The sequence below is a fragment of the Cryobacterium sp. Y50 genome (genome assembly GCF_002929805.1).
In the GTDB taxonomy this organism is placed as follows: domain Bacteria; phylum Actinomycetota; class Actinomycetes; order Actinomycetales; family Microbacteriaceae; genus Cryobacterium.
In genome coordinates this window covers 23,577-36,285 of the sequence record NZ_PJJM01000067.1, presented here as the reverse complement: position 1 = coordinate 36,285, position 12,709 = coordinate 23,577, and the positions used below count along the sequence as shown (strand labels likewise).

13 protein-coding genes are annotated in these 12,709 nt (G+C 65.7%); all 13 read left to right on the top strand.

All coding sequences use genetic code 11. The annotated features are described in order from the left end of the window. The first annotated feature begins 335 nt into the window (after positions 1 to 335). The 13 genes from CXY73_RS03455 (at position 336) to CXY73_RS03400 (ending at position 12,696) form a co-directional block, all read left to right on the top strand. A complete protein-coding gene (locus tag CXY73_RS03455; protein ID WP_104176846.1) occupies positions 336 to 1,124 on the top strand; it encodes a hypothetical protein in 789 nt (262 codons plus the stop codon). Then, the gene (locus CXY73_RS22570; RefSeq protein ID WP_233198114.1) at positions 1,121 to 2,173 is read left to right on the top strand and encodes a hypothetical protein; all 1,053 of its coding nucleotides are present in this window, start codon (positions 1,121 to 1,123) and stop codon (positions 2,171 to 2,173) included. The genes CXY73_RS03455 and CXY73_RS22570 overlap by 4 nt, the downstream gene beginning before the upstream one ends. Continuing rightward, positions 2,151 to 3,179: an HAD-IIA family hydrolase gene (locus CXY73_RS03445; RefSeq protein WP_104176845.1), complete on the top strand. Its 1,029-nt coding sequence runs from the start codon at positions 2,151 to 2,153 to the stop codon at positions 3,177 to 3,179. The genes CXY73_RS22570 and CXY73_RS03445 overlap by 23 nt, the downstream gene beginning before the upstream one ends. Positions 3,180 to 3,188: 9 nt before the next feature. After that, entirely contained in the window at positions 3,189 to 3,329 is a 141-nt protein-coding gene (locus CXY73_RS22230; protein WP_199184203.1) for a hypothetical protein, read from the top strand. 107 nt (positions 3,330 to 3,436) lie between these two features. After that, positions 3,437 to 4,237: a TlyA family RNA methyltransferase gene (locus CXY73_RS03440; protein ID WP_104134444.1), complete on the top strand. Its 801-nt coding sequence runs from the start codon at positions 3,437 to 3,439 to the stop codon at positions 4,235 to 4,237. 4 nt (positions 4,238 to 4,241) lie between these two features. Further along, positions 4,242 to 5,162: an NAD kinase gene (locus CXY73_RS03435; protein WP_104134419.1), complete on the top strand. Its 921-nt coding sequence runs from the start codon at positions 4,242 to 4,244 to the stop codon at positions 5,160 to 5,162. Between the two features lie 4 nt (positions 5,163 to 5,166). After that, positions 5,167 to 6,888: a DNA repair protein RecN gene (gene recN, locus CXY73_RS03430; RefSeq protein WP_104134420.1), complete on the top strand. Its 1,722-nt coding sequence runs from the start codon at positions 5,167 to 5,169 to the stop codon at positions 6,886 to 6,888. A 17-nt stretch (positions 6,889 to 6,905) separates the two neighbouring features. Beyond that, positions 6,906 to 8,618 carry a CTP synthase gene (locus tag CXY73_RS03425; RefSeq protein WP_369831206.1) on the top strand — a complete coding sequence of 571 codons (1,713 nt, stop codon included), beginning with the start codon at positions 6,906 to 6,908 and terminating at the stop codon, positions 8,616 to 8,618. Further along, positions 8,611 to 9,243, top strand: coding sequence for an NUDIX hydrolase (locus tag CXY73_RS03420; RefSeq protein ID WP_104176844.1), 633 nt, complete (start codon positions 8,611 to 8,613; stop codon positions 9,241 to 9,243). Before CXY73_RS03425 ends, CXY73_RS03420 begins: the two co-directional genes overlap by 8 nt. A 17-nt stretch (positions 9,244 to 9,260) precedes the next feature. After that, positions 9,261 to 10,223 (top strand): site-specific tyrosine recombinase XerD, encoded by a 963-nt coding sequence (locus CXY73_RS03415; protein ID WP_104176843.1) that lies wholly within the window; start codon positions 9,261 to 9,263, stop codon positions 10,221 to 10,223. Between the two features lie 161 nt (positions 10,224 to 10,384). Then, the gene (locus CXY73_RS03410; protein WP_233198115.1) at positions 10,385 to 11,224 is read left to right on the top strand and encodes a ParA family protein; all 840 of its coding nucleotides are present in this window, start codon (positions 10,385 to 10,387) and stop codon (positions 11,222 to 11,224) included. Beyond that, positions 11,208 to 12,032 carry a ScpA family protein gene (locus CXY73_RS03405; protein ID WP_104134424.1) on the top strand — a complete coding sequence of 275 codons (825 nt, stop codon included), beginning with the start codon at positions 11,208 to 11,210 and terminating at the stop codon, positions 12,030 to 12,032. Before CXY73_RS03410 ends, CXY73_RS03405 begins: the two co-directional genes overlap by 17 nt. After that, positions 12,022 to 12,696: an SMC-Scp complex subunit ScpB gene (locus CXY73_RS03400; protein WP_104176841.1), complete on the top strand. Its 675-nt coding sequence runs from the start codon at positions 12,022 to 12,024 to the stop codon at positions 12,694 to 12,696. The genes CXY73_RS03405 and CXY73_RS03400 overlap by 11 nt, the downstream gene beginning before the upstream one ends. Positions 12,697 to 12,709: the final 13 nt, after the last annotated feature.

Here is a 12,709-nt window from a genome sequence, read left to right as displayed (position 1 = left end):
GCCGGACTTAACTTAGAAACACCAGAAAGGCCATCCCTCACGGGATGGCCTTTCTGCTTTAACACACCACCCACGGGTGGCCCTTTTACTTAACGAGCCACCTTCGGGTGGCCTTTTTTGTGTTAACGTGCAGTGTCGGGATGGATGATCCCAGAGCTGGACCCTGCGGAGCGTCGGAACACTCGCCCCTCAGTTCAAATTTGCTTGAGCACTCTGCACGGTTTTGCGTGAGCGGTTAGGCTTACTAGGTCTGTCGAGACGCCGGACTAATTACACAGGAGATACAGTGAGCCCTTCAGGACCCCGCGACGGCGATTCCCGTAACAACGGTCAGGATGACCGTCGTTCGAACCAGAGCGGCCGACCCTCCAACGGGCGACCTTCCGGTGGACGCGATGGCGCGAAGCCACCGTACCGCGACAATTCCGACCGACCGCAGCAGGGTGGCGAACGTCCTCCTCACCGAGGCAACTCGGGCCGTCCAGCGCAGGGCGGAGAGCGCACTCCGTACCGTGGTAATTCTGATCGCCCCGCTTCCGGTGGAAACGATCGTGCACCGTACCGGGGCAACTCTGATCGCCCCGCATACGGCGGCAACGACCGAGCTCCTTATCGCGGTAACTCTGATCGCCCGTCCGATGGAAACGATCGTGCTGCGTACAGCCGTAATTCTGATCGCCCGGCGCAGGGTGAGCGTCCCCCGTATCGGGGTAATTCTGATCGTTCGGCGCAGGGTGAGCGACCGCCCTACCGCGGCAACTCCGATCGTCCTTCCGGCGGGAACGACCGTGCTTCGTATCGCGGAAGTTCCGACCGTCCCGCTCAGGGCGACCGTCCTGCTTATCGGGGTAACTCCGACCGTCCCGCTCAGGGCGAGCGTCCCCCCTACCGAGGTAATTCAGATCGTCCGGCGCAGGGTGACCGTGCTCCGTATCGGGGTAACTCCGACCGGCCGAGCAACGACCGTCCCAGAGGCGACAACGACAGCAAGCCGTGGACCCAGCGCGGCGGTTCGCCGAACCGGGCCGGCGCTCCGCGCGTCGATGCCGGCAAAAAGCTGTGGACCCGCGACGGTGCCCCGGCCCGTAATGACCGCGATGCCCGCGTCGTCGAAGAGGAGATGACCGAAGAGCAGCGTATGCAGCGCGAGCTGCGCTCGGTGCGTCCGCGTCACGACGACCCGGAACTTCCCGACGACATTTCGGTCAATGACCTTGACCGCATTGCACGCAATGAGCTCAAGACCCTCACCAAGGAGAACGCCGAAACCGTCGGCCGTCACCTTGCGATGGCCGCCCGCGTCATCGACGAGGATCCGCAGCTGGCGCACCAGCACGTGATGAGCGCTGCCCGTCGGGCCGGCCGCATCGGTGTTGTGCGTGAAAGCCTCGCGATCACCGCCTACGCCACCGGAGACTTCGCCTTGGCTCTGCGCGAGCTGCGCACCTATCGTCGTATTTCCGGCTCGAACGATCAGCTTCCCCTCATGGTCGACAGTGAACGTGGCGTCGGACGCCCCGACCGTGCCCTCGAGCTCGGCCGCTCAGTCGATCGCAGTGCTCTGTCCCCTTCCGTGCAGGTTGGCCTGGCCATCGCCATGTCCGGCGCACGACTAGACCTCGGTGAGACGGATGCCGCGCTCGTTGAACTCGAAATTCCGCAGCTCAACCCGAACACGGCCTTCTCCTATAGCCCCGAGCTGTTCGCCGCCTACGCTGAGGTGCTGAGCGAACTTGGCCGCGAGGACGAAGCGGACGAGTGGCTCCAGCGGGCCTCCCGCGCCGACGCTGCCCTCGGGGCCTCCGGTGACGATGACGAGACCGTCGAAATCGAAGAAATGGAAGAGGATGACGACGCCGCGCTGGCGTACTTCGCCACGGACGCCGGAGACGTAGACGACGACGAAGACGACACTGTGGCTGCCGGCGATGCGGCTCGTGCTGTTGCCGAAGCTGGATTCGACGCTGTCGACCGGCCGATTACCGAGGCCGCCGATGCCGACGCGGACGCGGACGACATCGTCACCGAAGCGGCTGACACCGCCGAAACCGACGCCGATACCGACGTCGAGATCGACAACGGGACCAACGCGAAAACCGATGCTGCGGCATCCGTTTCAATTACCGACGCAGACGACGAGACGGAGCCGAATGCTGCATCACCGAAAGCCTGAGTGGGCGACGCCGCTGGACGGCGTTGACGTTCTACTGTCCGATCTGGACGGAGTGGTCTACGCGGGCCCCGCGGCGATCCCCTTCGCCGTGGAGAGCCTGAACCGCGCCGCGGAGACGATTCGCGTGGGCTACATCACCAATAATGCCTCGCGCACCGATCAGTCGGTCGCCGAGCACCTCTCCGAACTCGGGTTGAGCGTGGCGGCAGCGGATGTCGTCACCTCCCCCCAGGCAGCCGTGCGGCTGCTCGCCGAGCAGGTCGGACCAGGCGCGAGTATCCTCGTGGTCGGTGGCGACGGTCTGGTCGACGAGGTCACCAAGGCTGGATTCGTGGTGACCCGCTCGGCAGACGACAAGCCTGCCGCTGTGATCCAGGGCTTCTCGCCGGAGGTCGGCTGGGTGCACCTTGCTGAAGCGGCCTTCGCGCTCAACGCCGACGGTGTCGGCACGGGCATTCCGTGGATCGCCACCAACACCGATTGGACCATTCCTGTCGCCCGCGGGATCGCTCCCGGCAACGGCACGCTGGTGTCGGCCGTGCATACCGCGGTCGGACGGCTGCCACTCGTGGCCGGCAAGCCCGAAGCGGCCATCTTTCTGGAAGCCACTCGTCGATTCGGCGCCCAGAACGCGCTCTTCATCGGCGACCGCCTCGATACCGATATTCTGGGCGCGAACCGGGCCGGAATTCCTGCTGTGCTCGTACTCACTGGCATCGACGGGGCCAAGCAGGCCCTGGCCGCCGATAAGGATTCGCGGCCGACCTTCATCATCGAGAATCTGCGGCAGCTGCACGAGCCGTACCCGGAGACCGTGTTCTCCAAGGACGGTTCGACGGCGACGGTTGAAGGTGCAAGCGTTCGAGTGCACGGCAACGACGTGCAAATCGTCAAAGACGGCGACGGCGGAATCAACCTGCTCCGCGCCGCCTGCGCCGCGATCTATCAATCCGGGCGGGCGATCTACGGACTCAACGTTCCGGAGCGACTGTATCTCGCACAGTAGCCTAGAGCTGTGAACTTCGAACCCGTACCGGTCGACCTTGCCGCGCAACTGGCGAAGATCGAGACCCAGCCGCTCGAGGCGCGCGCCGCGGCGTTCGGCGAACTGCACGAGCAGTTGCGCGAACGGCTCGAAGACGCCGACCAGGCATGACCGGCACCGGCACACCCAACGACCAGGAAACAGACACACCCATGCCTGAGAACGACGCCGACCTTCCAGAAGTCGACCAGCCCGACGTTGACAGCGTTTTAGAACGGATGCCCGCCTCCCGCCTCGACGCCGCTCTCGCCGATCGTGGGCTGGTTCGCTCGCGAACTGTCGCGGCCAAAATCATCGCCGACGGCCTCGTCACGGTGGACGGCCTCCCGGTCGTGAAGGCCAGCACCAAAGTCTCAGCAGACGCTGTTCTCGAGGTGGCAGCGACCGACCACTATGTCAGCCGCGGTGCCCACAAGCTCATCGCCGCCCTCGACGCGTTCAGCCTGAGCGTCACCGGGCGTACCGTGCTCGATGCCGGCGCGAGCACCGGCGGTTTCAGCCAGGTGCTGTTGGAACGCGGCGCCGCCCAAGTGATCGCGGCCGATGTCGGCCATGGGCAGTTGGCAGCGCAACTGAGAACCGAGCCGCGGCTGAAACTGGTCGAGGGCTATAACATCCGCTACGCAACGCCGGAAACGCTCGCCGGGGCATCCGGAATCAACACCCGACCTGACCTGGTCGTGGCCGATCTGTCGTTCATCTCCCTCACCACCGTGCTGCCCGCCCTGGCGGCCACGGCAGCACCCGGCGCCGACTTTGTGCTGCTGATCAAACCGCAGTTCGAGGTGGGCCGCGGCGGTATCCGTGAGGGGATCGTGCATGACAAGGGCCTGCGAAGTGACTCGATCGCCGGCGTGCTGTGGGCCGGCTGGGACCTGGGCCTGAAAACCTGCGGCGTGATCGCCTCACCCATCATCGGTGCGGCTGGAAACCATGAATATCTGTGCTGGATGAGCGCCACAACCGGCACAAATCCGACAGAATGGATGGAACGGATCGAAACCGTGGTGGGGGCGTGACGAGTTGAGCGACACCCCGCGGTACTTTCTGATCGTCGCCCACACCGGCCGCGCCGACTCGCTCGAAGCCGCCTCGACGGTCTGTAAGCAGCTTCTGGCTGCCGGGGCCGTACCGGTGCTCGCGAGCGATGAACGCGCCGACCTTCTGGCTGCCTGTCCGGAGCTGAATGGCCATATCGCGATTCTCGGTGACTCGGTGCGCACGTCCGAACTTGAACTTGTCATCGTGCTCGGTGGCGACGGTACCATTCTGCGTTCGGCCGAACTCGTGCGTGGTTGCTCGGCCGCGCTGCTCGGCATCAATCTCGGACACGTCGGCTTTCTTGCCGAAAGCGAGCGGGACGACCTCGGTGAAGCCGTGCGTCGCGCCCTCAAGGGCGACTACGAGGTCGAAGAACGCCTTGCCCTGTCGGTCAGAGTCAAGCTCGCCGACGAGGTCGTCTACGAAACCTGGGCACTTAACGAGGTCACTGTCGAAAAAACCAGCCGCGAACGTATGATCGAGGTGGTCGTCGAGGTCGACGGTCGGCCGCTGTCGTCGTTCGGCTGCGACGGCGTCGTGCTGTCTACTCCGACCGGTTCGACCGCCTACTCGTTCTCAGCCGGCGGCCCGATCGTCTGGCCCGGGGTTGAAGCACTGCTGCTGGTTCCGCTCAGCGCTCACGCCCTGTTCGCCCGACCACTCGTCGTCGGCCCCGATTCGTCCCTGGCCGTCGAGGTGCTCTCTCGCACCGGCGCCCGTGCCGTGCTCTGTGCTGATGGCCGCCGCACCCATGACCTGCCGACCGGCGCCCGCGTGATCGTGCGCCGCTCGAGCGTACCGGTGCGTCTGGCCCGCCTGCACATCGGCCCATTCACCGACCGCCTGGTCAACAAATTCAACCTGCCGGTCACCGGCTGGCGCGGCCCGGTCGGTCGCGAGTAATCCGATGATCGACGAGCTGTTCATTCGCGACCTCGGCGTCATCGCCGAGGCGACGCTGCCGCTTGGGCCCGGATTCACCGCCGTCACCGGTGAAACCGGCGCCGGAAAAACCATGGTGGTCACTGCGCTCGGCCTGTTACTCGGCGATCGAGCGGATGCCGGCACCGTGCGGCAGGGCCAGCCGCAAAGTTTTGTACAGGGTCGCTGGGTCATCGACCCCGACGGTCCGGTCGCCGAACGCGTGCGCGACGCCGGGGGAGACCTCGACGGCCCCGAACTCATTCTCGGACGCTCCGTCTCGAGCGAAGGGCGAAGCCGGGCCACAGTCGGCGGACGCGGCGCTCCGGCGAGCGTACTCGGCGACCTGCGCAATGACCTCGTCGTCGTGCACGGCCAGAGTGACCAAGTGCGCCTGCGCTCGGCCGCCGCCCAACGCGACGCCCTCGACCGCTTCGCCGGGCCAGACCTCTCAGCAGCGCTCACCGCCTACCAGCACGCCTTCCACCGCTGGCAGGCCAATCAGGCTGACCTGGACCGGCTCGTCACCGAACAAGATTTGCGATCCCGCGAAGCCGAGGACCTGCGGGCCGCCATCGCTGAGATCGAAACGGTCGCCCCGCAACACGGCGAAGACACCGAGCTCGGTGAACGCGCCGAACGCCTCGGCAACCTCGAAGAGCTCCGCTTGGCCGGCGAACAGGCCCGCCAGCTCATCTCCGCCGAAGACAACCCCGACGACCTGCCCGACGTTGTCGCGCTGCTCGAAACCGCTAGGCGAGCCCTCGACCGGGTAGCCACCCACGATGTGGCACTGCCGCCGCTCATCACCGCGATCGCCAACGTTGGTTTCGTCGTCGCGGATATCGCCGCCGAACTTTCCAGCTACCTGGCCGGCCTCGACGCCGACGGCGCCCGCGAACTCGAAATCGCGCAGGAACGCCGCGCCGAACTGAGCATCCTGGCCCGCAAATACCCCGGCGGCCTCGATGAGGCCATCGAATTTCTGGACACCGGCAGCACCCGCCTGCTTGAGCTCGACTCCGACTCCGACCGCATCGAAACCCTCACAGCTGAAACGGATGCCGACCATCTGCTGGTCACCGACCTAGCCGCCGCCCTCACCACGCTCCGCGCAGCGGCAGCCGTGCGTCTCGGCGCCCTGGTCACCGCCGAGCTCGGCGCGCTGGCAATGCCGGACGCCGTCCTCCACGTGGAGGTCGAAGCGGGGGGCGAATTCACCGTCACCGGCTGCGACCTCGTGCGCCTGCTGCTGCAGCCGCACGCCGGGGCCGAGCCGCGATCGCTCGCGCGCGGGGCATCCGGTGGCGAATTGTCTCGGGTCATGCTCGCGATCGAGGTCGTCATCAACGCGACCGACCCGGTGCCCACCTTCGTCTTCGACGAGATCGACGCAGGCGTCGGCGGCGCCGCCGCGATTGAAATTGGCCGGCGGCTGGCCCGCCTGGCCGAAACCGCCCAGGTGATCGTGGTCACCCACCTCGCCCAGGTCGCGGCGTTCGCCGTGAACCATCTCAGTGTGGTCAAGGACAGTGATGGATCCGTCACTGCCTCGAGCGTGCGCCAGTTACGCGGCGAGGGTCGTGCTGCCGAAATGGCCCGTCTGCTGTCTGGTCTGCCCGACTCGAAGAGCGGCCTCGAACACGCCAGGGAACTGCTCGAGCTCGCTCAGCCCACCCCATCCCCGTCTGCGACAAAAATCAAGTGATAGCATTGAAGCCCGTGGTGAAAAATATAAATACGGACAGATCAAACGGCCCGCGCAATCCAAGCGGCACCGTAAAGCACATTTTCGTGACCGGGGGTGTGGTCTCCTCGCTCGGTAAGGGCTTGACGGCAGCCAGCCTTGGAAACCTACTCACAGCACGCGGACTGCGGGTTGTCATGCAGAAGCTCGACCCGTATCTCAACGTCGATCCGGGTACGATGAATCCGTTCCAGCACGGCGAGGTCTTCGTGACCGACGACGGTGCAGAGACCGACCTCGATATCGGGCACTACGAACGTTTTCTCGACATCAACCTCGGCCAGTCGGCCAACGTGACGACCGGGCAGATTTACTCGCAGGTGATCGCCAAGGAACGCCGCGGCGAGTATCTCGGCGACACCGTGCAGGTCATCCCGCACATCACCGACGAGATCAAGCGCCGCATGCGCCTGCAGGCGAGTGATGAGGTGCGCCCCGACGTGATCATCACCGAGGTCGGTGGCACCGTCGGCGACATCGAATCCCAGCCGTTCCTCGAAGCCGCCCGCCAAGTGCGCCACGAACTCGGCCGCGGCAACGTCTTCTTCGTGCACGTCTCGCTCGTGCCTTTCCTCGGTGCGGCCGGCGAGCAGAAGACCAAGCCCACGCAGCACTCCGTCGCCACCCTGCGCTCGATTGGAATCCAGCCTGACGCCCTCGTGCTGCGCAGCGACCGGCCCGTCTCCGAGTCGAACAAGCGCAAGATCGCGCTCATGTGCGACGTTGACGAAGACGCCGTGGTCAACGCCGTCGACGTGGCGTCGATCTACGAGATTCCTACCATGCTGCACGACCAGGGCCTCGACAAGTACATCGTCAATGCGCTCGGCCTCGTCGCCGAGGGCGTCGACTGGACCGGCTGGGAAAACCTGCTGGAAGCCGTGCGCCACCCCAAGCACGAGGTCACCATCGGCCTGGTCGGCAAATACATCGACCTGCCGGACGCCTACCTCTCGGTCACCGAGGCGCTGCGAGCCGGCGGCTTTGCCAACCAGGCCAAGGTCAAAATCGTCTGGATCGGCTCCGACGACTGCGAAACCGACGAAGGAGCCGCGCGCCTGCTCGGTGAACTCGACGGAATTTGCGTGCCCGGCGGCTTTGGAATCCGCGGCATCGAGGGCAAGCTCGGCGCCCTCAAATTCGCCCGCGAAAACGGCATCCCGGTGCTCGGCCTATGCCTCGGGCTGCAGTGCATGGTGATTGAATACGCCCGCAACAAGGCCGACCTGCCCGGCGCCTCGTCGAGCGAGTTCGACCCGGAGACCGAGTTTCCGGTCATCGCGACCATGGAAGAGCAGGTCGAGATCATCGCCAGCGGCGACCTGGGCGGAACCATGCGCCTCGGCCTCTACCCGGCCACCCTGGCCGAAGGCTCCCTCGTCGCCGAGTTGTACGGCGAAAACTCCGCGTCGGAACGGCACCGTCACCGCTACGAGGTCAACAACGCTTTCCGCGATCAGATCGCCCTGGCCGGCCTGTGGTTCTCCGGAACCAGCCCAGACCGCCACCTGGTCGAATACGTAGAGCTGAAGCGCGACGAGCACCCGTTCTACGTCGGAACTCAGGCCCACCCAGAGCTGCGATCACGACCGAACCACGCTCATCCGCTGTTTCGTGGCCTCATCGCCGCAGCCCTCGACCGCCAGCAGGCCAGCCGGTTGTTCGAGGTGAAGGAAGAGCTCAGTGCCTGAACCGCTGCAGGATGACGTGGCTCCGGCCACGGTGACCGCGAGCGACGTCGTCTTCGACGGCGCAGTCTGGAACGTGCGCCGCGACAGCTTTGAGTACAACGCCGCGAGCATCACCCGCGAATACCTCGACCATCCCGGCGCGGTTGCCGTGCTCGCCCTCGACGAGCACGACCGGGTACTGCTGATCAAGCAATACCGGCACCCGACCGGCCTGCGGGGCTGGGAACTGCCGGCCGGACTGCTCGACGTGAGCGGCGAACATGCACTGATCGGCGCTCAGCGCGAGCTTGCCGAAGAAGCGGATGTCGTCGCCATCGACTGGGCGCTGCTCACCGAGTTCTACACCTCGCCCGGCGGTAGCAACGAAGCCATCCGGGTCTACCTGGCGCGCGGCGTCTCGACGGTTCCCGCCTTCGCGCGCACCGAAGAAGAAGCCGATATCGAGTTGCGCTGGGTGTCTCTCGACGACTGCGTCGACGCCGTCATGGCACGTCGGGTGGAGAACCCGATCCTGGCACTAGGGGTGCTCGCCGCCCATGTGGCCCGTTCACGCGGGTGGAGCACACTCGCGCCGGCGGACCTGCCGTGGCCGCGGCATCCACTCAACCGGCACGTCACGGCCTGAGAGCGCCCGGCCTGAACATGATGATCGCCACGGCGGTGGATGGGTATCTGCGGCACGTGGCGGTCGAGCGCGGCCTCGCCGCGAACACCGTCGCAGCCTACCGACGCGATCTCGGGTTGTACACGGCGTGGCTGACCGAGAGAACCGGTGCCGCCGACGTGGGTGTGGCGGCCGCTGCAGCCGCGCCGCCGCGGCCGATCACCGATCTGCGACTTGTCACCCGAAACCACGTGTCGACGTTCGTGCAGTACCTCGGCCTGCGTCCGAACTCGCCGCTGACCGCCGCGTCGATAGCGCGCATCCTCTCGACCGTGCGCGGATTCCACCGGTTTCTGCTCGGTGAAGGTGTGGTCGAAACGGATGTCGCGCACGACAGCAAGCCACCCAAACTCGCTCTGCGCCTGCCCAAGGCCATCTCGATCGAACAGGTCACCGCGCTACTCGCGGCGACCGACGGCGACGACGTGCAGCGCCTGCGCGACAAGGCCCTGCTCGAGCTGCTTTACGCGACCGGCGCGCGGGTGAGCGAGGTCGTCGACCTCAACGTCGACGACGTGCGCTTGGAAGGCTTCGACTCGGTGCGGCTCACCGGCAAGGGCGACAAACAGCGCATCGTTCCGGTCGGCAGCTTCGCGCGCGCCGCGGTCTCCGACTATCTGGTGCGCGCCCGGCCCAAGCTGTCCGCGCGCGGTCGCTCGACCCCGGCCTTGTTTCTCGGGCTGCGCGGGCAACGGGTCAGTCGGCAGAACGCATGGCTGATCATCCGAGCCGCCGCCGAACGAGCCGGACTGACCGTGCCGGTATCGCCGCACACCCTGCGGCACTCCTTCGCCACACACCTGCTGGCCGGGGGCGCCGACGTGCGCGTCGTTCAGGAACTGCTCGGCCACTCCTCGGTCGCCACCACCCAGATTTACACCCTGGTCACTGCTGACACCCTGCGCGACATGTACACCCTCTCCCACCCCCGGGCCCGCTAAAAACTCCGCGGGAGCGGGATGGGCGGCACCAGCGGCGATCCTTGCGGAGACTGGGCGATCTAATCGCTAGAATCAACCAAGTGATGGGTGCAGGACAAATCAAGGGCGGGCCAGTGACGCGTAAGTTGAGCGAGCGAATTTCGCTTCCCGGTTTCGACGAGATGCCGGTGGGCCCGACGGGACGCGAAAAACATGAATTCGCCGAACCGGAGCCGTTGAAAAGCCACGGACCGGCGCGCATCATCTCCCTGTGTAATCAGAAAGGTGGCGTCGGCAAGACCACGACGACCATCAACCTCGGTGCCGCCCTGGCCAGCTACGGTCGCCGCGTGCTCGCGATCGACTTCGATCCGCAGGGCGCCCTCTCGGCCGGCCTCGGCGTGCCCACGCACGACGTCACCACCATCTACGACCTGCTGCTCAACGGCAAGGTCGATCCGAAAGACGCGGTCCAGCCGACCTCGGTCGAGGGACTCGATGTCATTCCGGCCAACATCGACCTCTCTGCCGCCGAGGTGCACCTGGTCAACGAGGTCGCCCGTGAGCAGATTCTGTCTCGTGTGCTGCGCAAGGTGTCCGGCGACTACGACGTCATTCTCATCGACTGCCAGCCGTCGCTCGGTATTCTTACCGTGAACGCGCTCACCGCGAGCCACGGCGTGCTGATTCCGCTGGAGTGCGAATTCTTCGCCCTGCGCGGTGTCGCCCTGCTCATCGAAACCATCGACAAGGTGCGCGACCGCCTCAACCCGGCGATCGAACTCGACGGAATCCTCGCCACAATGTATGACGCCCGCACCCTGCACTCTCGCGAGGTACTCGAGCGCGTCGTCGACGCCTTCGGTCACAGCGTGCTCGAAACCGTCATCGGACGCACCGTCAAATTTCCCGACGCGAGCGTGGCCGGGGTGCCCATCACCGACTTCGCGCCAGAACACGCCGCTGCCAAGGCTTACCTGCAGGTGGCCCGCGAATTGATCCACCGTGGCGCAGTCGCCTAGCGCGGCCGAGAAGCCCGCGTTTTCGGTCGCCCTCGGCGTTTTCGAGGGTCCGTTCGACCTGCTGTTGAAACTGATCACTCGGCACGAACTCGACATCACCGAGATCTCGCTCAGTCAGGTCACCGACGAGTTCATCTCCTACCTGCGCGACCTTGAGCCGTACGAAGAACTTGACCAGGCCACAGAATTTCTGGTCGTCGCCGCGACACTGCTTGATCTCAAGGTGGCCGGGCTGCTTCCCCAGGGCGAACTCGTCGACGCCGAAGACGTGGCCCTGCTCGAAGCCCGTGACCTGCTGTTCGCCCGCCTGCTGCAGTACCGCGCCTTCAAGGAGGCCGCGACCTGGTTCAGCGGGCAGCTTGCGATTGAGACCCGCCGACACGTGCGCTCGGTGCGCCTCGAAGAGAAGTACCGCCAGAAGACCCCTGAGCTGGTCTGGACGCTCTCCCTCGCCGACTTCGCCGCGCTGGCCGTCGTCGCCCTCGCGCCGCGGGAGCTGCCCACTGTGGGCCTCGACCACCTGCACGCGCCGCTCGTGAGCATCCGTGAACAGGCCGCCTATGTCGTCGCCATGCTGCAGCCGGGGGAGCCGGTCTCGTTTCGCGCACTGATCGCCGGCACCGACGAGAAGGGCGTCATCATCGCCCGCTTTCTCGCGGTGCTCGAGCTGTACCGCCACGGTGCCGTATCCTACGACCAAATCGAGCCCCTCGGCGAGCTCAGCCTGCGCTGGAACACCCAGTCCCTAAACGGGCGCGACTGGAACGACGAAAACCTCGCCTCGCTCGGAGCTGACTATGACAATTAGAGACCCGACGACTGACTCGCGGTCACGCACGCCGCAAACGGATGCCGCAGCATCCGTTGCCCCGGCAGCTCGCGAAACAGCAGCAGTGTCATCCGACGACCACGCTCTCGACCGCCAGCTCGAAGCCGTGCTCATGGTCGCTGACGAACCGCAAGGGCTCGTGCACCTCGCCACCGCTGTCGGGCGGCCCATCGCCGAGGTGGCGGCATCCGTTGCCCGGCTGGTCGCCGATTTCGACGGCCTCCGCAGCGCGGATGGGACCAAAACGGTGCGCCGCGGCTTTGAGCTGCGCGAGATCGCCGGCGGGTGGCGCATCTATGTGCGTGCCACCCACGATGAACTCGTAACCGACTTTGTGCTGACTCAGAATCCCAGCCGGCTCAGCCAGGCTGCTCTCGAAACGCTCGCTGTGATCGCCTACAAGCAGCCGATCAGTCGCGGCCAGGTCGCGAGCATTCGGGCGGTCAACGTCGACTCCGTTGTGCGCACTCTGCTCGGGCGCGGCCTGGTCACCGAGGCATTCACCGACAGCGAAACCGGCGCGATCAACTACGCCACCACAGACTTGCTGCTCACCCAGCTCGGAATCAACTCGCTCGACGAGTTACCCCACCTATCGCCGTTGCTCGACGGCGGCACCGACGGATTCGAGGATCTACTGTGACCCAGGACACCAC